The sequence below is a fragment of the Phenylobacterium sp. genome (assembly GCF_030698145.1).
Lineage (GTDB): Bacteria > Pseudomonadota > Alphaproteobacteria > Caulobacterales > Caulobacteraceae > Phenylobacterium.
The window spans coordinates 5001-30236 of the sequence record NZ_JAUYNW010000066.1; the positions used below are offsets into that span (position 1 = coordinate 5001).

General features: G+C 68.2%; 27 protein-coding genes. 13 read left to right on the forward strand and 14 right to left on the reverse strand.

The annotated features are described in order from the left end of the window. The first annotated feature begins 823 nt into the window (after positions 1-823). Positions 824-1273, forward strand: a complete 450-nt coding sequence (locus Q8Q77_RS09790) for an Rrf2 family transcriptional regulator (protein WP_305583384.1) — start codon at positions 824-826, stop codon at positions 1271-1273. Here the strand turns inward: Q8Q77_RS09790 and Q8Q77_RS09795 are convergent. Beyond that, positions 1270-1698 carry a CBS domain-containing protein gene (locus Q8Q77_RS09795; RefSeq protein WP_305583385.1) on the reverse strand — a complete coding sequence of 143 codons (429 nt, stop codon included), beginning with the start codon at positions 1696-1698 and terminating at the stop codon, positions 1270-1272. The two genes, Q8Q77_RS09790 and Q8Q77_RS09795, sit on opposite strands and share 4 nt — an antisense overlap. Positions 1699-1751: 53 nt before the next feature. Continuing rightward, the gene (locus Q8Q77_RS09800) at positions 1752-2402 is read right to left on the reverse strand and encodes a rhomboid family intramembrane serine protease (RefSeq protein WP_305583386.1); all 651 of its coding nucleotides are present in this window, start codon (positions 2400-2402) and stop codon (positions 1752-1754) included. Positions 2403-2564: 162 nt separating this feature from the next. Between Q8Q77_RS09800 and hfaA the strand changes: the two genes are divergently transcribed. The 4 genes from hfaA to Q8Q77_RS09820 all read left to right on the forward strand — a co-directional run bounded on the left by hfaA (position 2565) and on the right by Q8Q77_RS09820 (position 8124). Then, complete coding sequence (gene hfaA, locus Q8Q77_RS09805; RefSeq protein ID WP_305583387.1) at positions 2565-3005, forward strand: holdfast anchoring protein HfaA; 441 nt, start codon at positions 2565-2567, stop codon at positions 3003-3005. Continuing rightward, positions 2995-3999, forward strand: a complete 1005-nt coding sequence (gene hfaB / locus Q8Q77_RS09810) for a holdfast anchoring protein HfaB (RefSeq protein WP_305583388.1) — start codon at positions 2995-2997, stop codon at positions 3997-3999. Before hfaA ends, hfaB begins: the two co-directional genes overlap by 11 nt. Beyond that, positions 3929-5167 (forward strand): holdfast anchor protein HfaD, encoded by a 1239-nt coding sequence (gene hfaD, locus Q8Q77_RS09815; RefSeq protein WP_305583389.1) that lies wholly within the window; start codon positions 3929-3931, stop codon positions 5165-5167. Before hfaB ends, hfaD begins: the two co-directional genes overlap by 71 nt. 98 nt (positions 5168-5265) lie before the next feature. After that, complete coding sequence (locus Q8Q77_RS09820) at positions 5266-8124, forward strand: pitrilysin family protein (protein ID WP_305583390.1); 2859 nt, start codon at positions 5266-5268, stop codon at positions 8122-8124. Between the two features lie 103 nt (positions 8125-8227). Here the strand turns inward: Q8Q77_RS09820 and Q8Q77_RS09825 are convergent, their stop codons facing one another. Continuing rightward, on the reverse strand, positions 8228-9166 hold the full coding sequence (locus Q8Q77_RS09825) for a M20/M25/M40 family metallo-hydrolase (RefSeq protein WP_305583391.1): 939 nt from the start codon (positions 9164-9166) through the stop codon (positions 8228-8230). A 130-nt stretch (positions 9167-9296) separates the two neighbouring features. Here Q8Q77_RS09825 and lysM point away from each other — a divergent pair, with 130 nt between their 5' ends. Next, positions 9297-9785 carry a peptidoglycan-binding protein LysM gene (gene lysM / locus Q8Q77_RS09830; RefSeq protein WP_305583392.1) on the forward strand — a complete coding sequence of 163 codons (489 nt, stop codon included), beginning with the start codon at positions 9297-9299 and terminating at the stop codon, positions 9783-9785. A gap of 45 nt (positions 9786-9830) precedes the next feature. On the opposite strand, the gene Q8Q77_RS09835 is transcribed toward lysM, so the two are convergent. After that, positions 9831-10712, reverse strand: a complete 882-nt coding sequence (locus Q8Q77_RS09835; protein WP_305583393.1) for a hypothetical protein — start codon at positions 10710-10712, stop codon at positions 9831-9833. Positions 10713-10907: 195 nt separating this feature from the next. On the opposite strand from Q8Q77_RS09835, the gene Q8Q77_RS09840 reads away from it, so the two are divergent. Then, positions 10908-11453 (forward strand): PAS domain-containing protein, encoded by a 546-nt coding sequence (locus Q8Q77_RS09840; protein ID WP_305583394.1) that lies wholly within the window; start codon positions 10908-10910, stop codon positions 11451-11453. A gap of 53 nt (positions 11454-11506) precedes the next feature. Here the strand turns inward: Q8Q77_RS09840 and Q8Q77_RS09845 are convergent, their stop codons facing one another. From Q8Q77_RS09845 to Q8Q77_RS09855, 3 genes are all read right to left on the reverse strand, one after another. Further along, entirely contained in the window at positions 11507-12469 is a 963-nt protein-coding gene (locus tag Q8Q77_RS09845; protein ID WP_305583395.1) for an aldo/keto reductase, read from the reverse strand. A 12-nt stretch (positions 12470-12481) separates the two neighbouring features. Further along, positions 12482-14134 carry a choline dehydrogenase gene (locus Q8Q77_RS09850; protein WP_305583396.1) on the reverse strand — a complete coding sequence of 551 codons (1653 nt, stop codon included), beginning with the start codon at positions 14132-14134 and terminating at the stop codon, positions 12482-12484. A 99-nt stretch (positions 14135-14233) separates the two neighbouring features. Then, positions 14234-14695 carry a hypothetical protein gene (locus Q8Q77_RS09855; protein WP_305583397.1) on the reverse strand — a complete coding sequence of 154 codons (462 nt, stop codon included), beginning with the start codon at positions 14693-14695 and terminating at the stop codon, positions 14234-14236. 84 nt (positions 14696-14779) lie between these two features. On the opposite strand from Q8Q77_RS09855, the gene Q8Q77_RS09860 reads away from it, so the two are divergent. Beyond that, positions 14780-15739 carry a YafY family protein gene (locus tag Q8Q77_RS09860; RefSeq protein WP_305583398.1) on the forward strand — a complete coding sequence of 320 codons (960 nt, stop codon included), beginning with the start codon at positions 14780-14782 and terminating at the stop codon, positions 15737-15739. On the opposite strand, the gene Q8Q77_RS09865 is transcribed toward Q8Q77_RS09860, so the two are convergent. From Q8Q77_RS09865 to Q8Q77_RS09875, 3 genes are read right to left on the reverse strand one after another with little or no spacing between them, the layout of a single operon-like run. Then, complete coding sequence (locus Q8Q77_RS09865) at positions 15736-16518, reverse strand: enoyl-CoA hydratase-related protein (protein WP_305583399.1); 783 nt, start codon at positions 16516-16518, stop codon at positions 15736-15738. The genes Q8Q77_RS09860 and Q8Q77_RS09865 overlap by 4 nt on opposite strands. Positions 16519-16572: 54 nt before the next feature. Then, positions 16573-16785 carry a hypothetical protein gene (locus Q8Q77_RS09870; RefSeq protein ID WP_305583400.1) on the reverse strand — a complete coding sequence of 71 codons (213 nt, stop codon included), beginning with the start codon at positions 16783-16785 and terminating at the stop codon, positions 16573-16575. A 2-nt stretch (positions 16786-16787) separates the two neighbouring features. Next, positions 16788-17318, reverse strand: a complete 531-nt coding sequence (locus tag Q8Q77_RS09875; RefSeq protein WP_305583401.1) for a gamma carbonic anhydrase family protein — start codon at positions 17316-17318, stop codon at positions 16788-16790. A gap of 307 nt (positions 17319-17625) precedes the next feature. Between Q8Q77_RS09875 and Q8Q77_RS09880 the strand changes: the two genes are divergently transcribed. Next, positions 17626-18417: a PhoH family protein gene (locus Q8Q77_RS09880; RefSeq protein WP_305583402.1), complete on the forward strand. Its 792-nt coding sequence runs from the start codon at positions 17626-17628 to the stop codon at positions 18415-18417. A 74-nt stretch (positions 18418-18491) separates the two neighbouring features. On the opposite strand, the gene Q8Q77_RS09885 is transcribed toward Q8Q77_RS09880, so the two are convergent. Beyond that, a complete protein-coding gene (locus tag Q8Q77_RS09885; RefSeq protein WP_305583420.1) occupies positions 18492-18698 on the reverse strand; it encodes a DUF3126 family protein in 207 nt (68 codons plus the stop codon). 139 nt (positions 18699-18837) lie between these two features. On the opposite strand from Q8Q77_RS09885, the gene Q8Q77_RS09890 reads away from it, so the two are divergent. Further along, positions 18838-19908 (forward strand): beta-N-acetylglucosaminidase domain-containing protein, encoded by a 1071-nt coding sequence (locus Q8Q77_RS09890; protein ID WP_305583403.1) that lies wholly within the window; start codon positions 18838-18840, stop codon positions 19906-19908. Between the two features lie 165 nt (positions 19909-20073). Next, positions 20074-21234, forward strand: coding sequence for an MFS transporter (locus Q8Q77_RS09895; RefSeq protein WP_305583404.1), 1161 nt, complete (start codon positions 20074-20076; stop codon positions 21232-21234). Here Q8Q77_RS09895 and cysE read toward each other — a convergent pair. Both cysE and Q8Q77_RS09905 read right to left on the reverse strand, forming a co-directional pair. Continuing rightward, positions 21222-22052: a serine O-acetyltransferase gene (cysE, locus tag Q8Q77_RS09900; protein WP_371130438.1), complete on the reverse strand. Its 831-nt coding sequence runs from the start codon at positions 22050-22052 to the stop codon at positions 21222-21224. The genes Q8Q77_RS09895 and cysE overlap by 13 nt on opposite strands. 28 nt (positions 22053-22080) lie before the next feature. Beyond that, complete coding sequence (locus tag Q8Q77_RS09905) at positions 22081-22695, reverse strand: NUDIX hydrolase (protein ID WP_305583406.1); 615 nt, start codon at positions 22693-22695, stop codon at positions 22081-22083. Positions 22696-22777: 82 nt separating this feature from the next. Here Q8Q77_RS09905 and Q8Q77_RS09910 point away from each other — a divergent pair, with 82 nt between their 5' ends. After that, entirely contained in the window at positions 22778-23389 is a 612-nt protein-coding gene (locus tag Q8Q77_RS09910) for a nitroreductase (RefSeq protein ID WP_305583407.1), read from the forward strand. Between the two features lie 290 nt (positions 23390-23679). Here Q8Q77_RS09910 and queF read toward each other — a convergent pair whose 3' ends face one another. Further along, complete coding sequence (gene queF / locus Q8Q77_RS09915) at positions 23680-24135, reverse strand: preQ(1) synthase (protein WP_305583421.1); 456 nt, start codon at positions 24133-24135, stop codon at positions 23680-23682. Positions 24136-24230: 95 nt separating this feature from the next. On the opposite strand from queF, the gene Q8Q77_RS09920 reads away from it, so the two are divergent. After that, positions 24231-25034: an SDR family NAD(P)-dependent oxidoreductase gene (locus Q8Q77_RS09920; RefSeq protein WP_305583408.1), complete on the forward strand. Its 804-nt coding sequence runs from the start codon at positions 24231-24233 to the stop codon at positions 25032-25034. Positions 25035-25236 lie beyond the last annotated feature (202 nt).

A 25236-nucleotide genomic window follows, 5' to 3' on the forward strand; every position in this document is an offset into this window, starting at 1 on the left:
ATTGGTCTACTAGTTCTTGACGAGTTCCCATTTACCGTTCGATCCGAAGACCGATTGGTACATGGTATTGTCTTCAAGAGACCGCAGATATGGTCAGCGTCGAGATAGTCTGGTTAGGACTATCGCTAGAGCGCCGCCGCCTGCGTTTCTCTTTCCAATTCAACGATGTCAAAGACCGTGACCGGCTTCCGCCCGCCCCACTGTTTAGCGCCGGTGGTCGGCGGAGGCGGCTATCTAGTGGCCGGCCTCTTTCGTGTCAATCGATCCTTTCGGACTTTTTCGCGCCGCTCAGGAAACCCTGAAATTTGGCGCAAAAATCACCGCGGGCCGCCGAGGGGCTTCCCTCATTTGTCCGTAGCGATTCGATTGAAGGCCGGAACCTAACCGCCGAAGGAGAGGAAATCAAGGCCTTTATTCAAGGCCCTGGTTCGTCTCGCCGCCGGGGCGGTTCCGAAGAAGAGCGGCGTATCTAGTTGCCGGCCCCCTCCGTGTCAATCGCCTCTTTCGAGCTTTCCGAACCTGTCCCGATTGCTCCGGACCCGTTCGAAAAAACCTCCGCCGGTCTGCGCTGGAAGCTAGGCCTCCAGGCTCTTGGCGAAGATCCGATCGTCGCTCTTATATGTTCCAGTTCGGCAACGATTTCAAGAGCTTGTGGCCCCGTCAGTCGTTTCCGTCCGGCCCGTCGTCCGAGCGAGGGGGGCTTCTACCTGCCCCCCCTCAGGGGCGCAACCCCCTTGCGACAGAATGGCGACATTTCCTGCTCTCGCCTTGTGGAAAAGCCTGCGCCATCCTTTATGGCGCAAGGCTGGGAGGCGTTCGAAGGATGTTGTCGCAAAAGGCCCGCTACGGACTGCGCGCCCTCGTGGAACTCGCCAGGGCGCAGGGCCAGCAGGTTACTTCGGGCGAATTGGCGCTCCGCGCGGACGCGCCGCGCAAGTTCCTGGAAGCGATTCTGCTGGAGTTGGCGCGCAACAGGCTGGTGGTCAGCCGCCGCGGCAAGTTCGGCGGCTATGTCCTGGCCCGTCCGGCGGCCGAGATCAGCTTCGCCGAGATCATTCGGGTCATGGACGGCCCACTGGCGCTCGCGCCCTGCGTCAGCCGCCTTTCCTTCCGCAAGTGCGACGACTGCCCCGACCTGGCGACATGTTCTCTACGCGAGGCCCTATTGCGCGCCCGCGATGCGACGTCGGATGTCCTCGAGGGCTACAGCCTCGCCGCCGCGGCCGCCTGCGAGGGCGCCGAGGTGTTCGACCTGTCAGCCAGGCCGGGCTAGCCCGCCGCTATATAGGCCTTGAGTCCGTCGGCTTCGGCCTCGACCTCGGTGATCTTCCACTTCACGAGGTCGCCGATGGAGACGATGCCCACCAGCCGCTCGTCTTCGCAGACCGGTAGATGGCGGATCCGGCGGTCGGTCATCCGGGTCAGCAGCTCGTTCACCGTCTCGTTCGGCGCGGCGAAATGCACGTCGTGGGTCATGCAGCTGGAGACCGGCTTGCTCAGCGCGCTCGCCCCCTCCTCCGCCAGCGCCCGGACCAGGTCCCGCTCGGAGACGATGCCGGCGACCCGGTCGCCCTCCATCACCACCATGGCGCCCACCCGGCGCGAGTGCAGCAGCGCGCAGATCGCCCCAACCGTCTCGGTGGGTGTGGCGGTAAACACCAGATCGCCCTTGGTCTTAAGGATCTGAGACACCAGCATCGGCGCGTACTCCCTATTCCCGAACGTTAGCGTCGCTCAGGACGCACGCAAAATCAATGTTCTCCAAACGCCGGCGCCGTCTCGGGTCCCCGGGCCAGCCGGCCGAACAGGTCGATCAGGAACAGGCCGGCGGCGTAGCCGAAGATATGCGCCTCCCAGCCGATCTTCGCCGCGCCCATGCCGGGGGCGAATCCGATGAAGCCGAAGATCAGGTTCAGCGCCACCCAGCTGACGGTCATGCTGATCACCGGCCGGCTCAGGAAGGGGCCCGGAACGCCGTGACCGGCCATCAGCCGCGTGCTGCCGCCCACCAGGCCCGCCACCGCGCCCGACGCTCCGATCAACAAGCCGCCGGGGCTGAAACCCGCATAGCCCAGGCAGGCGACCGCCCCCGACACCAGATAGAAGAGCACGAAGACCGCCACGCCGCGCGGTCGCGCGCCGAAATAGCGCGCCACCGGCGTCCCGAAGGCGAGCGCGAAGCCCGCGTTCATCAGGGCGTGGGCCCAGTTTCCGTGCAGCAGCATGGAGGTGAAGATCGTCTCCCAGCGCCCGGCGGCCAGCGCCATTGAGGAGAAGGCGAAATAGCGGACCGCCAGGTCGCCCAGCAGCACCGACTGGAAGCCGTAGCCCAGCACGATCGACAGGGTGACCAGGACGGCCGGCCAGGGCGCGTTCAGGATCGGTTGGCGTTGGTCATTCAATATGTGTGCTCCCAACTCAAGGGTGTGGCCGACACGCAGTTTCCCTCATTGTTCTTAACCAAATCGCGAGGGTCTTGGCCGCTAGATGACCGGTGAACGGATTTGGCGCGCCCGCTTGCGCGCCGTCCGGCGCAGGTCTGTCGATGCGGAGTCACTAGGTCAATGATCGACGTTTCCCTCGTGGCGCGGCGCGGCGCATGGATCGCCGCGGGTCTGGCCGCCGCCCTGACGGCCGCGCCGGCCAACGCCCAATACATGTCCACGAACTCGGCCGACTTCAACGCCGGCTACGGCCGCCACGCCGGGTCGGAGAACCACCCCATCGATGTCTCCACCCGCGACGCCAACGGCAACCGGGTCATCGTCGACGGCATCATCCAGACGGGCGAGGACCAGTCGAGCTTCGCCTTTGGGTCGGGCGCCGGCGGATCATATTCCGGCGTCGGCTCGCTGGGTGGCGGATCCACGGCGATCGGCAACAACCTCGTGGTCGTCACCCAAGGCAGCCACAACACGGTCATCGTCAATTCGAGCCAGATCAACAACGGCAATGTGACGGCGACCACGCGCGTCACCGGGGGCGTGGGCGGCGATGACCAATAGGAAGCTCACCCGCGCCGCGGCCCTGCTCAGCGTCGCCGCGCTCGGCCTTTCGGCCTGCGCCACGCCGGTGGCGGGTCCCAGCGGCAACTACGCCCGCACGATCGGCACGGCGCCGGTGACGGTCAATCCGACCCCCTACTCCACCGCCCTCGTCTGCATGGCCGGGTATGCGCGCAACGCCCGCATCGTCGCCCCCCGCATCGCCATCGGCCGCATCGCCGATTACACGGGAAAGTCGGAATCCGACGGCTCGGGCCGCAAGATCACCCAAGGCGCCTCGCTCATGGCCATGTCGGCCTTCGCCAAGGCGGGCATGCCGCTGGTCGAGCGCTTCGACACCTCGGTCTCCGAGTTGGAGCTGAAGTACGCCAACAACAAGCTGATCTCCGACGCCCCCAACCCCGCCCCGAACCAGGCGGCGGAGTATCGCCGGATCGTGGCCGGCCAGGTGCCCGGCTCGGACTTCTACGTGGCCGGCGGCGTCACTGAGCTGAACTACAACATCCGCTCGTCCGGCTTCGACGTGGCCGGCGGCAGCCCTGACGCCGACGAGGCCAAGGGTACATTCCGCGGCCGCCTGTTCATCATGAACATCGGCCTCGATCTGCGGTTGATCAACACCCGTACCCTCGAGGTGGTGGACGTCATCTCCTACCAGAAGCAGGTAGTCGGCCGCGAAGTCGGCGTCGGCTTCTTCGATTTCCTCAACGGCAACGTCTTCGACATCTCGGCCGGCGCCGGTGCGCTGGAACCGATGCAGCTCGCCGTCCGCAGCCTGGTGGAACGCGCCGTCGTCGAGATGACCGCCAACCTCTATGGCATGCCCGGTCCGCAAGGCTGCCTGACCTCCGACCCGCTGGAAGGCTCCACCGTCGGCCTGACCGGCGGCTATGTGCCGGCCTACAACAATCTCGGGACCAACAATGGCCAGACTCGCGAAGACCCTTCTCGCTGGAGCTCTCGTCGCGATTCTGCCGTGCGGGGCCGCTACTAGTCAGATCCCGCCCAGCAGCGTCCTGAACAGTCAGGTCCAGCTCGGCGACGTCTTCTCCCAGCAGACGATGAACGTGGTCGAGGTCAGCGACTTCACGACCGCTAACACCCACGCCGTCGGCAATGCCTTCGAGGCGACCGCCGAGGGTCAGGTCCTGGACGTGCGCTCCGACCAGGCCGCCAATGGCGACGTGGCGGCCGACACCCGCGTCAATGTCACCGGCTATTCCGGCGACACGGTCAGCGTGACCAACACCGCCACCGGCAACAGCGGGTTCGCCGGCGCCTATGACGGGACCCTGACCGCCGTCACCAACCAGAACACCGCCGCCACCGCGGCGATCGCCGGGAACAGCCGCGTCAACGCCTCGGGCGGCTCGGCCGGCGACGTCGATTCCCTGAACCAAGCCACGGGCAACAGCCAGGCCTTCGGCCTCGAATACGCCGCGGCCGGCGTCCGCGCCAACCAGACCAACGGCGCGACCGTCTCCACCGACGGCGGCGGCGACTACGCCTATGTCTCGGGCACGGCCAACTTCGCCGCCACCAGCACCGGCAACGACATCACCCTCGACGGCCAGGGCTCGGCGGCCCGCGTGATCGCCGGCCAGCTCAACGAGGCCAGCCGCATCCAGGCGAGCTCCTTCACCGGCTACGGCAGCGTCCAGGCCGCGGAGACCCGCGCCACCGCCGCCGGCAACAATATCAACGCCGTCAACGAGGGCCCCCTGCTCGACGTCTACGCCGATCAGCGGAACCTCGCCTATGTCCGGGCCGAGGCCCGCAATGCGGCGTCGGCCTACGGGACCGCCGGCGCCAGCGCCTACGGCGTCGGCAACGCGGTGACCGGCGGCGACATCGGCGGCGAGGTCATCCTCGACACCGTCCAGATCAACGACGGCGGCGGCATCGAGGCCGTGGCCAACCTCATCGGGACCGATGGCTACGACGCCACCTCCACCTCTACCGCCATGGGCAACTCCGTCACAGGTTACGCCTGCTCGGACTGCGAAGGCCGGATGACCGTTGGCAATAGCCAGGTGAACCGCTCCGACGTCGGCGCCCAGAGCATCGTCAATGTCACCGGCAGCGGGCGTTCGGCCAGCGGCGTCTCCACCGCCGTGGGCAACACCGCCACCTACTATGTAAGCCGTCCCTCGGGCCAATAACGCCCTCAACGCGCCTTGCGAACGCCACAAGCCGCGGCGCATGGTGACCCACCTTGGCCAAGCCGGATCTGTTGCACTTGATGATACGTCCTATTGCGGTGACCGCGCTCGTCCTGGTCCTTGCCGCGCCGAGCTACGCCGCCAGCTTCCCCCTCCCCAAGTTCGGCTTCGGCAGGGATAGGCCCGCCGCGGCCGCCGCCAGGCCGAAGCCAGGCGAGTGGGCCCAGGCCCGCTCCGACATCGCCGCCGATCCCGAGATCGTCTTCGGCGCCCTGCCCAACGGGATGCGCTACGCCGTCCGCAAGCAGCAGATTCCGCCCGGCCAGGCCGCCCTGCGCCTGCGCTTCGACGTCGGCTCCCTGATGGAGAGCGACAAGCAGCAGGGCCTCGCCCACTTCCTCGAGCACATGGCCTTCAACGGCTCCAAGGCGGTGCCCGAAGGCGAGATGATCAAGATCCTCGAGCGCCTCGGTCTGGCCTTCGGCGCCGACACCAACGCCTCCACCGATTTCGACGAGACCACCTACAAGCTCGACCTGCCGCGCACCGATGACGAGACGGTCGACACCTCGCTGATGCTGCTGCGCGAGGCCGCCGGGAACCTCAGCCTCGACGCCGCCGCCATCGATCGCGAACGCGGCGTGGTGCTGTCGGAGGAACGCGCCCGCGATACGCCCCCCTACCGGGTCTACAAGTCCCGCCTGGAGTTCCTGCTGAAGGACCAGCGGCCCCCGACCCGCTACCCCATCGGCAAGGTCGAGGTGCTGCAGACCGCCCCGGCCGCCGAATTCACCGACTTCTACAACCGCTACTACCGCCCCGAGCGCGCAGTCCTGGTCGCCGTGGGAGACTTCGACGTCGCGGCCATGGAGGCCAAGATCAAGGCCCGGTTCGGCGACTGGACCCCCGTCGGTCCGGCCGGCGCCGATCCGGACCTGGGCGCGCTCAAGTCGCGCAAGACCGAGGCCAAGCTGGTCGTCGAGCCCGGCGTGCCGCTCTCGATGCAGATGGCCTGGCTGCGTCCGGACGACACCGAGATCGACACCACCGCCAAGCGCCAGCGCGATCTGGTCGAACAGCTCGGCTTCTCGGTGCTGAACCGCCGCCTGCAACGCCTGGCCCGGGGCGCGACGCCGCCGTTCCTCGGCGCGGGCGCCTTCGAGAGCGACGAATACGACGCCGCCGAGGTGACCATGGTCGTGGTCAACGCCGAGCCGACCCGCTGGCGCGAGGCCCTCACCGCCGTGGAGCAGGAACAGCGCCGCGCCGTCCAGCACGGCGTGCGCCAGGACGAACTCGACCGCGAGATCGACGAATACCGGGCCAGCCTCAAGGCCGACGCCGCCGGCGCCGCCACCCGCACGCCGGCCGGCCTGGCCGGCGAGATCGTGGGCTCCCTGTCCGACGACGAGGTGGTGAGCAGCCCGGCCCAGGACCTGGCCCTGTTCGAGGCCGCCGTGAAGGACCTCAAGGCCGACCAGGTCTCCGCCGCGCTCAAGGCTGCCTTCAAGGGCGACGGGCCGCTGCTGTTCATGGCCTCGCCCAAGGCCGTGGCGGGCGGCGACGGGTCCCTGGTGGCCGCGCTGCAGATCTCCCGCAAGATGGCGGTCGCCCAACCCACCGCCCCCACCCAGGTCGCCTGGCCCTATGAGAATTTCGGGACGCCCGGCGTGGTCGCCGAGACTCGCGAGGCCGCCGATCTCGACACCGCCTTCTTGCGCTTCGAGAACGGCGTGCGGCTCACCGTCAAGCCGACCCGCTTCAAGGACGACGAGGTCCTGGTCCGGGTCAATGTCGGCCGCGGCCGGATCGATCTGCCCAAGGACCGCCAGAACGTCGCCTGGGCCTCGGGCGCCTATATCGAGGGCGGACTGAAGCAGATCAGCGCCGAGGACATGGAGCAGGTCCTGGCCTCGCGGGTGTACGGCGCCGAGTTCGGCATCGGCGACGACGCCTTCGTGCTGTCCGGCGCCACCCGCACCGACGACCTGGGCGTCCAGCTCCAGGTCCTGACCAGCTATGTGTCCGAGCCCGGCTGGCGCGAGCAGGCGTTCCAGCGCCTGAAGAACTCCGGCAAGACCATCCACGATCAGTACGAGGCCACGGTGTCCGGCGTCGTTTCCCGCGACCTGGCCGGCCTACTGCACGGCGGCGACGAGCGGTGGGTCTTCCCCTCCCGCGACGAGATGGCCGACGCCAAGCTGGAGAGCTTCAAGGCCGACGTCGCGCCGGCGCTCGCCGCGGGCCAGATCGAGGTTGTGATCGTCGGCGACACCACGGTCGAAAAGGCCATCGAGGCCGTCGCCCGCACCTTCGGCGCTCTGCCCCCGCGGCCCGCGGCCGCGCCGCCGCCGCGCGCCGAGATCGAGGTCGGCTTCCCCTCAGGCGTCGCCCAGCCGGTGATCCGCACCCACAAGGGCCGCGGCGACCAGGCCGTGGGCTATATCGCCTGGCGCACCAACGACTTCTTCGCCAACCCCCAGCGCGCCCGCGACACCGCTGTCCTGGGCGAGGTGCTGGAACTGCGGCTGATCGAAGAGCTGCGCGAGGCCCAGGGCGCCACCTATTCCCCCAATGCCGCCTATAGCCACAGCTTCGTCTGGCCGGGCTGGGGCTATGTCTCGGCCAGCGTCGAGGTGCCCCCCGACAAGCTGCCCGCCTTCTTCGCCGACGTGAAGAAGATCGCCACCGACCTGCGAACCAAGGAAATCAGCCCAGACGAACTGGCCCGGGCCAAGAAGCCGCGCCTGGAGCAGATCGAAAAGGCCCGCGAAACCAACGGCTACTGGCTACAGGAGCTCTCCGGCGCCCAGGCAGATCCCCGCCGCCTCGACGCCACCCGCGCCATGATCCCGGGCACCGAGCGGGTCACCGCCGCCGACGTCAAGCGCGCCGCCGAAGCCGTCCTCAAGGACGAAACCATGTGGATGTTCGAGGTCAAGCCGGCGGGAGCCTGAACCCCCTCTACGCGCTTCGCGCTGGGGGACGATCTGATTGTTTCTAGATGCTCCCCCTCTGGGTGAGCTGTCAGCGAAGCTGACTGAGGGGGACTTTGACTCCCTACCGCCTGGCATCCTTGGCCATCGCATCCAGGTCCTGGTCGAAGCTCCGCGCCGCCATGACCACGCTCGCGACCGACCTGGCGAAGAAATCCCGCGGGACGGTCGCGAAGTCGTCGGTCGGCCGGTGGTACTCCGGATGGTCCTCGACCCCGAGATAGACCCAGGGCACGCCGGCCTGGTGGAAGGCCGCGTGGTCCGACGCCAGCGTCCAGTCGTCGTCGCCGGTCCAGGGCGGCCCGTCATGGCCCTGTTTCAGGGTCACCGGGACCTTGCCCGCCAAGGCCGCCAGCCGCGGCTTCAGCCAGGGAAAGTGATGGCCGCCCGCGGCGTAGAGCTCGCCCTTGGCGCTCTTGCTCAGCATGTCGAGATTGAGGTTCAGCGCGACCCTGGCCAGTGGAATGGGCGGCGCGGCCACGAAGGCGGCCGACCCGCGATGCCCGACCTCCTCGGCGTCCACCACCGCGAAGATCACCGTGTGCCTGGGCGGGGTCTTGGCGAACGACTCGGCGATCGCCAGCAGGCCCGCCACCCCCGAGGCGTTGTCGTCGGCCCCGTTGTAGATCTCGCCCTTGCGGACGCCCAGGTGGTCGTAGTGGGCGCTGACTGCCAGCACCTTGTCGCTCCCGCCGGTCCCCGTGATCTTCCCGACCAGGTTGACCCCTTGCCGCGTCTCGGTCCCAGCGGGAAAGGAGAACGGCTGCTCGAAGCCGCCATGGGCCGGCTGCAGCCCGATCTCCGCGAACCGCTTGAGAATATGGGCCCGCGCCAGAGCCGAGCCCGATGAGCCGGCCGCGCGCCCGGCCATGGCGTCGGTCGACAGCACCTCGACATCCTTCAGCGCCTGTTCGCCGGCCGCCCAGGCGGGCGTTCCGGCCAGCCAGACGAAGCCCGCAACCACCACGGCGACGCGCCGCGAAACCTCGAAGACCTGGAACACGAAAACCCCATGAAACGCCCGCCCCGCCGAGCATCGGGCCGTCGCGAAATATTCGCAAGCCGGGGTGAACCCGATGACTCACGCCGCGTTCGGCACCCAGGGGCCTTCACCATCCCAGGAGCACAGCACCATGAGTCTCTTCGACTTTGCGCGTGAAGCGGGGGAAACCCTGCGCGAGAAGCTGTCCGGCAAGCCCGACATGGACGCCCGGGAGCTCGCCAAGGCCCTCCAGGACCACGGCGTCACCCTGAGGGACGGTCGCATCACCGTGGCCGACGAAACCGTGACCGTCACCGGCGAAGCCAGCAATCAGCAGGAGCGTGAACTCGCGATCCTGGTGCTCGGCAACACCAAGGGCGTGGCCCATGTGGACGATCAGATCACGATAGCGGCCCAGCCGGCCGCCGCGGCGACCCCGGCCGCTGGCGCTGCGCCGTCGACCCAGGCCACCTTCTATACGGTGAAGTCCGGCGACACCCTGTCGAAGATCGCCCAGGCCCACTACGGCGACGCCACCCGCTACGGCGAGATCTTCGAGGCCAATCGCCCGATGCTGAAGGATCCGGACAAGATCTATCCAGGCCAGGCCCTGCGCATCCCGGGCACCACCCGGCACTAGGCTGGCGGCGCGGCGGAGCGTTTCGGCGCTCCGCCGGCTGAGGTTTTAGTAGACGGTCCCGCCCACGCCGCCGTCGAGGCTCATGGTGGTGGCGACCGAGGACTCCATCCGCTCTTCTTCCTCGCGGTAGGCCGTGTAGGTCTCGGTCTCCACGATGGTCAGGATTTTGATGCCGGCCCCGAAACGGCGCAGCAGCGAGCGCTCGTTGCAGTCGCGCGCCGGGGTCTGCTTGCGGCATTCCAGCTTGCCGTCGCGGCCGTGGTACAGGGCGTCGCCCTTGCGGCAGGCAAGTGTCTTGCCGCCGGAAAACTCAACCTTTTCCTGATAGTCGGCGATCGTCGCCTGCAGCCAGGCGCCGGCGATGCAGCGGTAAAGCTCGCCCTCGAAGCTCTGCTCGATCTCCCGGTCGGGACGGACCTGGGAGGCGGCGTGCGGAATCTGGCGCGCGTCGATGCAGACGGCCTGGATCACCACGCGGCGGGTGCGGGTGCGGCTGGCCTCATAGGCCACGCGCTTGATGCGCTTGCCGGCCTCGACATTGAGCTGGACCATGCCGGTGGCCATCGGCGGGGCGTAGCCGCCCCCACCGCCGCCGCCGCCGTAGAAGACGGCGCCGGCGCCGGCCAAGCCTGCGGCCCCCGCGCGCGAGCTGGCGTTGGCCACCGCGACGCTGACGTTGGAGACATGGACATTGATGTTGGGCGTGCGCGGTGCGTTGCAGCAGGGCGTGACCGGCGGCGGGGCCGGCGGCGTCACGCAGCAGGGCGGGGTCGGCGGCGGCGTGCAGCAGGGCGGCGGGGCCGGTGGCTGGCAGCAGGGCGGCGGCGGCGCGCAGCATTGCGCCAGGGCGGTTTCCGGCGCTGCGCCGGTCAGCAGCAGGAGGCCGAGGCCCAGCAGGAAGCCAAGCAAGGTGGTGCGCGTCTTCATGGACGGCCCCTCCAAAGGCCCGCCGGTATCCCATCGTTCTGACGATTAAATCAGGCGCGGCTTAAGAATCTCTGAGCCTGTCAACCATGCCGCGGCCTGCGCGGCCAAGGTCCCGATCCGGCACAGCGGGCGGCCTGGCGCCGAACTTCCTGCAAGCCTCATGCGGTCGCGGTCGGCCGAATTTGGAGGCGCGTGATGTTTCATTCCAACACGCAGAACCTGATCGACTACTGGCGCGGACAGGGCGGCTATCGCGGCCTGCCGACCCGCGCCCAGATCGACCCGACCGCCTTCGCCAAGCTGCTGCCCCAGGTCTTCATGCTGGGCCGGGTCGCCTCCGGCCTCTATCCCGTGCGTCTCGCCGGCGGCCTGGTCGCCGCCCTGCATGGCCGCAACTTGCTTGGCCAGAACGGCCTGTCGCTGTTCTCGGAGCGCAACCGCTTTTCCCTGCACACGGCGATCGAGACCGCGCGCCGCCGCCCCGAGCCGGTGGTCGCCACGGTCGAGGCCTTCTCCGACACCGCCAGCCTGCCGATGGAGGTGCTGTTCGCGCCGCTGGCGGACGCCGAGGGATCGCCCGAGCGGTTCCTGGGCCTCTACCAGCCCCTGTCCATGGTCGCGCGCCTGAACGGCGAGCCGATCCGCGAGATCATCGTTCACAATGTCCGCGGCGTCGGCCCCGCCAATGAGGAGACCCCGCGCCTGCGCCTGGTCGCCCTCGACGGCCGCCGGGTCGCGTAGAGCGTGACAGCCGAAAGTGGACGCCGGTTTCGGCGCCCGTCACGCTCTAGACTTTAGGCCGGCTGGGTCGCCGGCGCCGACGCCGCATCCAGCGCCGCCAGGTCCGACGCATCCAGCTTTAGCCGCGCCGATCCCATCAGTTCCTGAAGCTGCGCCACGCTGGTCGCCGAGGCGATCGGGCCGGTCAGGCCCGGCTGGGCCATGACCCAGGCCAAGGCCGCCTGGGCGGGGGTCGCGCCCTTGCCGGCCGCCACCTTGTCCAGGGCGCCCAGGATCCTCAGGCCGCGTTCGTCGAGATAGCGCTTCACGCCTCGCCCGCGCGGGCTCTTGGCCAGGTCTTCCTCGCTGCGGTACTTGCCGGTCAGGAAGCCCGAGGCCAGGCCGTAATAGGGGATCACCCCCACCTCGTTATCGATGCAGACCTGCTGCAGGCCGCTCTCGAAGCCAGCCCGGTCATAGAGGTTGTAGAGCGGTTGCTCGCTTTGATAGCGCGCCACGCCCTTCGCCTCGCTGATCTCCAGCGCCGACTTTAGGCGCGCGGGCTCGAAGTTGGACGAGCCGATGGCGCGGACCTTGCCGGCCTTGACCAGCCGCTCATAGGCCTCGGCGGTCTCCTCCTGCGGGGTCTCCGGGTCGTCGCGGTGGCTCTGGTAGAGGTCGATGACGTCGGTCCGCAGCCGCTGCAGCGAGGCCTCGACCGCCTCGACCATGTAGCGGGCCGACAGGCCCTTCATGCCCTCACCCATCTCCGAGCCCAGCTTGGTGGCCAGCACCACCTTGTCGCGCTTGCCGCTGGCCTTGAACCAGGCGCCGAGCACCTTTTCCGAGGCCCCGCCGCCGGCAGGGGCCCAGCGGGAATAGACATCAGCGGTGTCGACCATGTTGAAGCCCCCATCGACAAAGGCGTCGAGGATGGCGAAGGAGGTCGGCTCGTCGGCCGTCCAGCCGAACACGTTGCCGCCCAGCACCAGCGGGGCGACCTTCAGCTCGGACCTACCCAGTCTGCGCAGTTCCATGGCGGTTTCTCCCTAAGCGGCCTTCTGGCCGTCCTCATAGACCGGCGCGTCGTCGGCCGGCAGGGCGGCCTTGCCGCGGATCATGTCGGCGGCCTTCTCGGCGATCATGATGGTGGGCGCGTTGGTGTTGCCCCCCACCAGGGTCGGCATGACCGAGGCGTCGATCACCCGCAGGCCCTCGATCCCGCGAACCCTGAGCTCGGCGTCGACCACCGCCATGTCGTCGGTCCCCATCTTACAGGTGCCGACCGGGTGGTAGATGGTCTCGGCGCTCTTGCGGATCCAGGCGTCGATCTCCGCGTCGGTCTGGACGTGCTTGCCGGGGAACAGCTCCTCGGTGCGGTAGGCGTCGAGCGCCGACTGCTCGGCCACCTTGCGCATCATCTTGACCCCCTGGCGCAGGGCGCGACGGTCCTCGTCGGTGGCCAGGTAGTTGGCGAAAATCGCCGGATCGGCGAACGGATCGGCCGAGTTCAGCCCCACCCTGCCCCGGCTCTCGGGACGAAGCTGGCAGACGTGGAAGGTGAAGCCGTCCTTCTCCACCACCGTGTTGCCGTGGTTCTGCATCACCGCCAGCACCGTGTGGATCTGCAGGTCCGGCCGGTCCAGGTCTGGCCGCGACTTCAGGAAGGCGCCTGACTCCAGGAACTGCTGGCGACCCAACCCCTTGCCGAAGAAGGCGTAGTTCATCCCGATCAGCAGGGTCTTCACCAGCCCCTTGCGCAGGGAGAAGGCGGTGATCGGCTGCGGGCATTCCCAGGACATGGTCACGTCCAGGTGGTCCTGCAGGTTGGCGCCGACGCCCTTCAGGGCATGGACCACCGGGATGCCGTGCTTGACCAGCTCCTCGGGATCGCCAATCCCCGAGAGCTGCAGGATGTGGGGCGACTGCACCGCGCCCGCCGACAGCAGCACCTCCTTGTCGGCGTGGACGATCGTCTTCTGCTTGGTCTTGGCGTCCACATATTCGACGCCGACCGCGCGGCCGTTCTCGATGACGATGCGGGTGGTCCGCGCGCCGGTCAGGCAGGTCAGGTTCGGCCGGCTCATCGCCGGGTGCAGATAGGCCCGCGCGGCGCTCCAGCGCTGACCGTCATGGATGGTCATCTGGTACGGCCCCCAGCCTTCCTGCTGGAAGCCGTTGAAATCGCTGGTCACCGCATGTCCGGCCTGGCGGCCCGCCTCGACGGTGGCCTTGTAGATCGGGTTGGGCGAGGAGGCCTTGGAGACCTTCAGCGGGCCCTCGCCGCCGTGCCAGGCGTCGCCGCCGCCCTCCAGGCTCTCGGAGCGCTTGAAGTAGGGCAGCACGTCGCGGTAGGACCAGCCCGGCAGGCCCATCTGGCGCCAGTTGTCATAGTCGCGGGCATGGCCGCGGATATAGATCATGCCGTTGATCGAGGACGACCCGCCCCAGCCCTTGCCGCGCGGCCACCACAGCTTGCGGTGCTCGAGTTGCGGCTCCGCCTCGGTCCAGAAACCCCAATTGTAAGGACCCGCCTTGCCGATCAGGGCGCCGACCCCGGCCGGCATCTTGACCATGATGGAGCTGTCCTTGCCGCCGGCCTCCAGCAGCAGGACCCGCACGCCGGCGTCCTCGCTCAGCCGGTTGGCCAGGACGCACCCGGCGGAACCCGCGCCGATGATCACGTAGTCGTAGCGGTCCATGGGCGATCCGTCCCTAAACACTGTTAAGTTTGGCGCACATTTACCCAGTCGCGCCGCCGAAACAAGGCCGGGAGGAACCGCTTTTTGGGCGCCGCAACGTCAAGCGCGGCGGCGGAATTCCATGATCCAGTTGGTCTCCCAGGTCTTGCCGTCGTCATAGGAGAAGGCCTGGCTCCAGCGCGGCGCGTCGGGGTCGGTCGAGCGCCAGTCGAACAACACCTTGACCGGCGTCTCGACGTCCATGTCGTCGCCGGCGAACACACCCTGGCCGTCCGTGAAGCGCCCGTGGACCGGCGGCTGCAAGAGACCGTCCTTGGAGTTGATCCAGTAGATCGCCCACTCGTCCTTGACGGGGCTGTAGAGGCGCACGGTCGTGCCCTGGAAACCCTTGGTGGGAAAGGTCGCCACGTCGATGGAGATCATGCCGTCCGCAAGCAGCTGCGACGTCTCGTGGGACGGAAAGACCTCCCAGTCGTCGGAGCCGGCGCCGCGCTGCTTCAGGCGACGGTTGGTGACGTCCCATTCACCGGCTCTGAAGGCGAAGTCGTGGGCGGCGCTCATGATCGTGGTCCTCTCGCTGTTGGAGAGGGTTTAGCCCCCATATCCTGACACGATGCGTCAGCTATTCTCGGCTAGGCTCATTTCATGCGTGCGAGCCGACTCCTCTCCATCCTGCTGATCCTGCAGCTTCGCGGCCGCCAGACGGCCCAGTCGCTGGCCGACGAGTTCGAGGTCTCGGTCAGGACCATCTATCGCGACATCGACCACCTCAGCGCCGCCGGCGTCCCGGTCTATGCCGACCGCGGCCGCAACGGCGGCTTCGACCTGCTGGACGGCTACAAGACCAAGCTGACCGGCCTGACCTCCAGCGAGGCCGAGAGCCTGTTCCTGGCGGGCCTGCCGGGCGCGGCCCAGGATCTCGGCTTCAGCGAGGCCCTGATCGGCGCGAAGCTGAAACTGCTGGCCGCCCTGCCCCCGCAATCGCGCGAAGGCGCCGAGCGGATCGGCGCCCGGTTCCATCTCGATCCCGTCGGCTGGTACCGCAGTTCCGAGGCCGCCGACCTGCTGCCCCAGGTGGCCGACGCGGTCTGGACGGCGCGCCGCATCGCCGTGCGCTACGAACGCTGGGACGGCGAGATCGAGCGGGTGCTGGCGCCCCTGGGCCTCGTGATGAAGGCGGGCGTCTGGTACCTGGTCGCCACGGTGGCCGGCAAACCGCGCACCTACCGGCTCTCCAACATCAAGGCCCTGACCGCCGGCGAGCCCTTCGAGCGGATCAAGGCCTTCGATCTCGCCGCCTACTGGACCCAGCAGCGCGACCGCTTCGAGGAAGGGCTGTTCCAGGGCCAGGCGACCCTGCGCGTCACCGCCAGGGGCCTCAAGAACCTCGGCCTGCTCAGCGACGCGGTGGCCGAGGCGGCCCGCGCCTCGGCCGGGCCGCCGGACGCCGACGACCGCGTGACCGTGACCATCCCCATCGAGACGGTCGAAAACGCCGCTGTGCAGCTCTTCCGCCTCGGCCCCGAGGTCGAGGTGCTCACCCCGCCCGAATTCCGCGCAGCCATAGCCGAGCGGGCCCGGGCGGTGGCGGGGTTGTACGCCTAGCGCCCCTTCCAGGCCGGGGCGCGCTTTTGCGCAAACGCCATGGGGCCCTCGACGAAGTCCTCGGACTTGAACAGGGCCGCGGCGGCCGGATAGCGCATCTGACCCTTGATCGCGGCCTCCAGGCTCGGTTCGTCCAGGCCCTTGAACACCGCCTCCTTGGAGGCGCGGATCGACATCGGCGACAGCTGGCAGATCTCCGCCGCCCATTTCCGCGCCGTGGCCATCAGCTCCTGTGGCGGCGTCACCTCGTTGACGAAGCCCAGCTCACAGCCATGGGCCGCCGAGACCCGCCGGCCGGTGAGGATCATGCCGAGCGCCTGCTTGGTCCCGATGGCGCGGGGCAGCCGGTGCAGGCCGCCGGCCAGAGCCGCCAGGCCCACCCGGGGTTCCGGCAGCGCGAAGGTCGCCGCCTCCGAGGCGATGATCAGGTCGCAGGCCAGCGCGATCTCGAACCCGCCGCCCATCGCCACCCCGTTCACCGCCGCGATCAGCGGCTTGGCGAGGTCGAACCGCGAGGTCAGGCCCGCGAAGCCCGACGGCGGGCTCTTCATGTCGCCGCCCATGGCCTGGTGCTTCAGGTCGTTGCCGGCCGAAAAGGCCCGCTCCCCGGCCCCGGTCACGACGCCCACCCACTGCTCCGGGTCGGCGGCGAAGGCGTCGAAGGCCTCGTGCAGCTCGAAGTGCGCCGGCGAGTGCAGGGCGTTCATCACCTCCGGGCGGTTCAGGGTGAAGACCGTCACGGGACCTTCGCGGTCCACGCGGATGAACTCATAGGCCATGGGGCGTCCTCCTCGTTTCGTTGGCGCGACGCTCGCCGGGCGCCGCTACGTACGTCAAGCGCGCCGGCCCTGTTCCGAGCCGGTGACGATGTCGGTCATCGGACCGCCGTCGCGGACGGTCTTGTCGCGATAGATCACCGCCCCGATCAGGTTCGGCCTGCGCTGGACGGCGGCGCAGAACTGGTCCCAGGCCTCCGAGGGGACCCACAGGCACGGCGCCCGCGGATTCTCGTCGATGGCGATGTCCACCAGGGTGCGGATGTCCATGGCTAGGCCACCGGAGTCAGGCCGGCGCGATAGCGCTTCCAGTTCGCCACATAGTGCATCGCCCCGCCGCCGATCACGCGGGCCTGAGCCTCGCTGATCTCACGCACGACCTTGCCGGGCGCGCCCATGACCAGCGAATTGTCTGGGATCTCCTTGCCCTCGGTGATCAGGCAGTTGGCGCCGATGAGACAATTGCGCCCGATCCGGGCCCCGTTCAGGACGATCGAGCCTATGCCGACCAGCGAGTTGTCGCCGATCGTGCAGCCGTGAAGCATGACCATATGGCCAACCGTGACATTGTTTCCGATGGTCAGCGGCGAGCCGGTGTCGGTGTGCAGGACGCTGCCGTCCTGGACGTTGGAATTCTCCCCGATGGTGATCGGATCGTTGTCGCCACGAATTGTCGCACCGAACCAGATCGAAGCATTTTTCTTAAGAATCACCCGGCCAAGCACCGCCGCGTTGGGCGCAATCCAGTATTCGTCCTCGTTGGGCAGCTCCGGAGCAACGTCGCCCAAGTTGTAGACACTCATCCGCATACCCCATTTATTGAACCCGATGGCCTGTTTAACCATTCGTAAACCAAGCTAGCATCATATTAGTCGTGCGATTCGGAGGGGCGAAACGCCCTTCCGCATCCCGCCGCGAGTCGGCCTTCGGCTCCCGGCCCTGCGTTTGGACGGAGTAAAGGGTGTCGCGTCAGCTTCGGCGGGTTCTTCCGCCCGGATCCCAAACCGGAAGCGAGCCGCCAGGCCGCTGCGCACGACGCCGCCGTTCAGTTTCCAATCTTTCTTCGACCAAGGGCGAGCCATTCCGGCTTCGCCCTTTTTTCATGCCCCGATGGAGGCCTTGATGACCAAGCGAGCTCTCAAGCGACAACTGCGCGAAGGCGCGTTCGACGCCGGCCAGTTCGAGGATGACGGCAAAATCCGCCGCCTGCCCGTGGCCGACCGCGCCTGGTCTCCCCTGGCTCATCACAATGACGACCGCGATCAGGGCCGCGACCAGGGCTATGTGAAAACCATCAAGGCCAAGTCGCCCGGCCAGCAGGAACTGATCGACGCCATCGACGCCAAGAACCTGGTCATGGCCCTTGGCCCGGCCGGAACCGGCAAGACCTATCTGGCCATCGCCAAGGCCGTGGAGGCCCTGGAGGCGGGCAAGGTCGGCCGTATCGTGCTCTCCAGGCCCGCGGTGGAGGCCGGCGAATCCATCGGCTACCTGCCAGGCGACGCCGAGGACAAGCTCGCCCCCTATCTGCGGCCGCTCTACGACGCCCTGTCGGATCGGCTCTCAATGAAGCGGGTCCGCGCCCTCATGGCCGAGGGCGCCATCGAGATCGCCCCGGTCGGCTTCATGCGCGGCCGCACGCTCAACAACGCCTTCGTGGTCATCGACGAGGCGCAGAACTGCACCTACGGCCAGCTCAAGATGCTGCTCACTCGGCTGGGCTGGCACTCGACCATGGTGGTGACGGGCGACCCGAACCAGTCGGACCTGCTGCCCGAGCTTTCGGGCCTGGGTCCCGTGGCCGACAAGTTCGACGCCCTGGCCAACATCGCCGTCGTGCGGCTGAAGGACGTCGACATCGTCCGCCACCCGCTGGTCGCCGAGATGCTGAGCGTTCTCTGACACCCTAGAGTTCTAGCGAAATCTTCGCCGGTCCCGGAAACCGCCCCGGGGCCGGCATTTTCGTGGGCGAACCCTTAGGGCAGGTCTTCCGCCAGGATCGCCATCTCGAACATGAACGAGCCATCGCCGTCCTCGTCCTCGAACACCACGCCGATGAACTCTTCGCCGACATAGACCTCCGCGGAGTCCTTCTGCTTGGGACGCGGCGTCAGGGTGATCCGGGCGTTGGCGAAGGTGCCACGCAGGTGGCCTTCGATCTTGCGGATAGTTCGTTCGTCCAGCACGCCGTGCTCCTGCGTCAATTTCGGCCGGAACCTAGCGCGCTTTGCGCACCTGCGGAAAGCGTCTGGGCCGGAAAAAGCTGGGGACGCGGTCGCGCAGGCGGCTAGTCTGCCCACAAACCAATGCGGGGAGCGAAGCGTGGCCGGCGTCGAACTGGGGCTGATCGAAGGTTATTACGGCAAACCCTGGTCGTGGGCGGCCCGGGAAGACGTGATCACCACGCTCTGCGCCCACGGCTACGGTTTCCACATCTACGCCCCCAAGGCCGACCCCTTCCTGCGCCGCCGCTGGCAGGAGCCCCATCCGCCCGAGGAGGCCGATCGGCTGCGCGCCTATTCGGCCTTCTGCCGCAATCTCGGCGTCCGTTTCGGAGTGGGGTTGAGCCCCTACGAGATCTACCGCGACTTCGGCGTCGAGGCCCAGGCCGCGCTCGCCGCCAAGCTCCAGGACCTGGAGAGCCTGGGCCTCGACGACCTCGCCATCCTGTTCGACGACATGCGCGGGGACCTGCCCGACCTCGCCCAGAACCAGATCCGCATCGTCCACTGGATCGCTGAGCGCACCACCGCCAGCCGGCTCATCGTCTGCCCCTCCTACTATACCGACGACCCGATCCTGGACCGTGTGTTCGGCAAGCGACCGGACAACTACCTGGAGGACCTGGGCGCGGGGCTCGACCCGGCCATCGAGGTATTCTGGACCGGCGAGGAGGTCTGCTCGCGCGAATACAGCGTGGGCCACCTGGAGCGCGTCGGCCGCCAGCTGCGCCGCAAGCCGTTCCTGTGGGACAACTATCCGGTCAATGACGGGCCGTTGATGTCGCCGTTCCTGCATGTCCGCGCCTTCACAGGCCGGCCCGCGGAGATCGGCGCCCACCTCTCCGCCCACGCGGTCAATCCGGCCCTGCAGCCGGTGCTGTCGCAGATCCCGGCCATCACCCTGGCCCAGAGCTATCTCGAAGGCGCCGCCTACGAATACGGCGCCGCCTTCGAGCGGGCCGCGGCCGAGGTGCTGGGCGACGGCCTCGCCGCGGCGCTCCAGCTCAATCTCACCCAGGTTCAGGGCTTCGGCCTCGACCGGCTGACCGAGGAGAATGTCCGGCGGATGCGCGCGCGCTACGAGGGCTTCGACCATCCCGGCGCCCGCGAAGTGCTGGCCTGGCTGGACGGCGCCTATCGCGTCACCCAGGCCGAGATGGACGCCTCTTGAGGTTTGGCCGCCCCCAGGCCTAAGCTGTCCGTGGCGAAACACCTGACTCACGGAAGAACCCACCCAGTGGCCGGCTGATCAACACACAGGACTGGTCGTTCGCAGGCCTAGGCCCGCGACGGCGCCCTTCGTTGATCTTTTCCTGGATATTCGGGGCCGAGCCGCATGGCGTTCTTCCGCAATACCACCGTCAATCTCCTCAACCTTCACTACGGCGTTCACGCCCTGGCGCTCAGCGGCGGCGGGGCGTTCTTCGCCGTCTTCCTGCTGCGCGCGGGGGTGCCGGCGCCTGGCGTGCTGGCCTCGCTGGCCGCCATCCTGATCGGACGGTTCTGCATCCGCCCGTTCGTCTTGCCGCTGGGCAAGCGGTTCGGCCTGAAGCCCCTGGTCATCGCCGGCACGATCCTGACGGCGCTGCAGTATCCGCTGCTGGCCGAGGTCGACGGTGTCGGCTGGGCGCTGTTCGCGCTCTGCGCCGTCTCGTCCATCGGCGACACCTTCTATTGGACCTCCTACCACGCCTATTTCGCGTCGCTGGGGGACTCCGAGCATCGCGGCCACCAGATCGGCGCGCGTGAGGCGATCGCGGCCCTGGTCGGCATCGCCGCCCCTCTGCTCACCGGCTGGGCCCTGGTGACCCTCGGGCCCCGGATCGCCTTCGGCGTGACCGCCGCCGTCCTGATGCTCTCGGCCCTGCCCCTGCTCTGGACGCCGAACATCGCCGTTCGCGACCAGGCGCCCGGCGCCTTCCGCGCCGCCCTGCCCGGCGTGCTGATGTTCCTCGCCGACGGCTGGATCGCCTCGGGCTACTATTTCGTCTGGCAGATCGCGCTGTTCATTTCGCTGGGCGAGAGCTTCACGGCCTTCGGCGGCGCCATGGCCCTGGCCGCCGTCGCCGGGGCGGTGAGCGGATTGCTGCTGGGCCGGTTCATCGATGCCGGCCACGGACGCTGGGCGGTCTGGCTGGCGTCGGGCTCAATGGCCGTGACGCTCCTGGCGCGGGCCGCCGGATACGGCGATCCGGCCCTGGCCGTCGCGGCCAACGCCGCCGGCGCCCTGGTCGTGGCCCTCTACGTGCCCACCGTCATGACCGCCGTCTACAACCAGGCCCAGGTCTCGCCCTGCGCCCTGCGGTTCCACATCGCCACGGAAGGGGGCTGGGACACCGGCGGGGCCAGCGGCTGCCTGCTGGCCGCCGCCCTGCTCGCCATGGGCGCGTCGTTCGCCGCGGCGATCCTGATCTCCATGGCGGGAACCGCCGCAGCCTTCTTCCTGCTGCGGCGCTACTACCGGGCGACGGACCTCGCCGCGGCTCAAATCACGTAGTCGTAGACCGCCTCGGCCAGGGTGTGGTCCATGCTGCGCGCCGGCTCCTCGCAGGTCGGGCAGTTGACCAGGCGCGCGGGCACGCCGGCGGCCGTGCAGCCGGCCGGAACCGGCTTCAGCACCACCGAACCGGCGGCCACCTTGGCATGGTCGCCGATGTGGATATTGCCCAACACCTTGGCCCCGGCGCTCAACAGGACGCCCTTGCCGATCTTCGGATGGCGGTCGCCCCGCTCGGCGCCCGTGCCGCCCAGGGTCACGTCCTGCATCATGGAAACGTCGTCGCCGATCACCGCGGTCTCGCCGATGACGATGCCGGTGCCGTGGTCGATGAACACGCCCGAGCCGATCCTTGTGGCCGGATGGATGTCCACCTGGAACACCTCCGACATGCGGCTCTGCAGATAGAGCGCGATGGTCTCGCGGCCCTGATGCCAAAGCCAGTGCGCCACGCGCTGGGCCTGCAGGGCCTGGAAGCCCTTGAAGAACAGGAACGGCTGGACATAGCCCTTGCAGGCCGGGTCGCGCTCGAACACCGCCTTGAGATCCAGCTCGGCGATGTCGACCAGCCGCGGATCGTCACGATAGGCCGCGTCGGCCAGCTCGCGCAGGCTCATGGCCCGCAGCTCCTGGTCGCCCAGCTTCCGCGCGAGCTGGTAGGACAGGGCCGCGCCCAGGTCCTCATGGCTCAACACCACGGCGTTCAGCAGCGAGGCGAGCGCCGGCTCGGCCTTGGCGGCCCGCTCGGCTTCGTTGCGCAGCGACGCCCAGACCGGCGGCGGCGCGCCGAGCTCGATGACTTCCAGACGTTGGCTCAAAGGCTCCTCCCGTCCCATGGCGGCTCCCCTATCCTAACATGGCGCGCGCGAGCGCGTCCGGCAAAAGCCCTTCTCGAGCCATATGGTAGCCCCGAAGCAGCATCGCCACTGTCAGGGCGTCCTGAATTTGTCCGGCCATGGCGATATCCAGAATCTCGCGGAACGGCGCGCGGACCCGAGCGATGTCCTCGGTGCCGTCGCCTACCGGCTCGGCCGCCGCCTGGGTCAGGCCCGTGGCCAGGTAGCCTATGGCCAGTTCATCGGTCACAGAGTTGGAAAGCTGCATCCGCAGGATCTCCGTCCAGCGGGCGGCGGCCAGGCCCGTCTCCTCCAGCAGCTCGCGCCGGGCGCCCTCCAGCGGCGCCTCGTCCAGCGGTCCGCCGCCTTCCGGGATCTCCCAGCTATAGTCGCCGAAGGGAAAGCGGTTCTGGCCCACCAGGGTCACCGTTCCATCGTCGTGCAGGGGCAGGATCGCCAGGGCGCGGTTCTTGAAGTTCACCAAGCCGTACAGGGCCGGCTGTCCGGTCGGGGCCACGGCGGTCTGCTCGGTGACGCTGATCCAGGGATTGTCATAGACGCGCCGCGCCGCCCCGGCTTTCCAGGGCTTGCCATGCGCGATCAGCCAGTCTGGTTTTTGCGACATATTCTCAACTAGCCTTGCGAGACGGCGGCGCAGGCCTCAATAAAGGACCTCCCCTATCGGTTTCCCTAACGAGGCGCTGGCCGTGACCGTCGTTCTACCCCCCACGCCCCTCTTCGGGACGCCCGTCGAACAGCCACCGCATCCCGACGTCCTCGACTTCCTGGCCCGCCGTCGCTCCTCGTCGGCCGTGACCCTGGCCGAGCCCGCCCCCCGTCCCGACGAGGTCACGGCCCTGATCGCCCTGGCCTCGCGGGTGCCCGATCACGGGAAGTTGTCGCCCTGGCGGTTCATAATCCTCGATTCCGAGGGCAAGGCGGCCTTCGCGGCCAAGCTGGAGGCCCTCGCCGAGGCGCGCGGCGATCCCCGCGCGGCGGCCAAACTGGTCAAGCTGAAGCTGCCTCCGATCGGGATCGCGGTGGTCTCCCGCACGGTCCAGCATGAGATTCCGGAGTGGGAGCAGGTGCTCTCGGCGGGCGCGGTCTGCACCACCCTGCTCTATGCCGCCCTGGCCCTTGGTTACGGCGCCAACTGGATCACCGACTGGTACGCGTATGACGCGCAAGCCAAGGCCGCGCTTGGCCTTGCGGAGAGCGAGCGGGTCGCCGGGTTCATCCTGCTGGGGACGCCGAAGGAGCCGCCGCTGGAGCGCGAGCGCCCCGATCCGGCCGCCCTCACCACGCTCTGGCGGCCCTGAGCCAGGGCCAGATACACGACGGCCGGACGGCGATGGCGCGCCGCCCGGCCTGAAGTGTGACACGCCCGAGGAGAGATGGGCGATGTCCTCATAGCACGCCACGCCCTTGTCGGCTAGTCGACGCCGGCTCCGCCACAGCCAAGCTCGCCACCTTCGCGGCCGGCGGGCCTAGGTGGGCGCAGATCGACGGTTGTATTCAATAGTGCGAATACTCTTGCCCGCGCGAACTCTGCAGCGGATGCAACCGTTCGACCTCGGACAATTAATATGTCCCAACGTCGAATTCTGACTCAGCCTCTTCCACGGTAGGACGCTACGCCTTGATCGGGGATCCAGAGTCCCTCCGGCGCGGGTCCGGTCTGCCAGAAGACATCGATCGGAATGCCGCCACGGGGAAACCAGTAGCCGCCAATTCTCAGCCAGCGCGGCGCGGCCGTCTCCACGATCCGGCGCCCAATGGCCACGGTGCAGTCCTCGTGGAAGGCCCCATGGCTGCGGAAGGCGCCTAGATAGAGCTTCAGCGACTTGGATTCGATCAGCCAGTCGCCCGGCGCGTAGTCGATCACCAGGTGGGCGAAGTCCGGCTGGCCGGTGACCGGGCACAGGGAGGTGAATTCCGGCGCCGTGAACCGGGCCAGGTAGAGCACGTCGGCCTGCGGGTTGGGCACGCGCTCCAGCACCGCGTCTTGCGGATTGTCGAAGCCGCGGACCTCGCGGCCCAGCTGGGTCAGATGCGTCTCGTCCATGGCGGCGATGTAGCCCTTGGGCTTGCGCAGGGCAACCGGGACAGCCGAGAGTAGGTCATAGGTCGATACCGACAACTCAAATTGGAGAGCGCGCGATGGCCGGCAGGGATTTCGAGAGCTTCGTGGTGGTGGTGACCGGAGCCTCCACCGGCCTTGGCCGGGCGATCGCGGTGGAGACCGCCAGCCGCGGCGCCGCGGCGGTGATCATCAACTATGCCCGCAGCCTCGAGGAGGCGCAGGAAACCGCCCGCCAGGTCGAGGCCCACGGCGCCAAGGCGGTGCTGGTGCAGGGCGATGTGGCCCTCGACGCAGACTGCCGCCGGATCGCCGCGGCGGCGGAGCCGTTCGGTCGGGTGGACGCCCTGTTCAATAACGCCGGGATCACCAAGTTCGCCCCCAACCACGCCGACATGGAGGCGGTTTCGGCCGAGGACTTCCTGTCGCTCTACGGCGTCAATGTGGTGGGCGCCTTCCAGATGGTCCGCGCCTGCCGCGCCCTGCTGGAGGCCGCGCCCCAACCCGGCGCGGTGGTCAACACCTCGTCCATCGCCGGCGTGGCGGGGATCGGCTCCTCGGTGCCCTACGCCGCCTCGAAGGGCGCCATGAACACCATGACCCTGTCGCTGGCCCGCGCCCTGGCGCCCAAGATCCGGGTCAACGCCATCTGCCCGGGCTTCATCGATACGCCATGGTTCGGCAAGGGCGTCGGCGAGGACCAGGCCGCTCGGGTCCGGGCCGGCGCGGCGGCCAACACCCCGCTCAAAGCCGCCTCGACCGCCGAGGATGTGGCCGCCGCCGCGGTGTTCCTGGCCTCCACCGCATCGCGCCATGTGACCGGCGAAACCCTGCTGGTCGACGCGGGGACTCACCTGAACTATTCGCCGCTCTCCATGCGTTAAGCGGTAATGCGTGAACGACGTGTGACGGAAAAGTCACAGCTTTTCGCCTAAAAGTCCGGCGCCTGCTTTCGTTAACGCTCAAAAATCGAACACGGCATAGGTAGAGCCGTCCATCGGCTCCGCTCGCGTTGATCTGGAACTCGCCCGCGTGGCGATCTCCCTCGACGATCGGGCGGAGCTCGATCGAATAAGAAGGGGATAA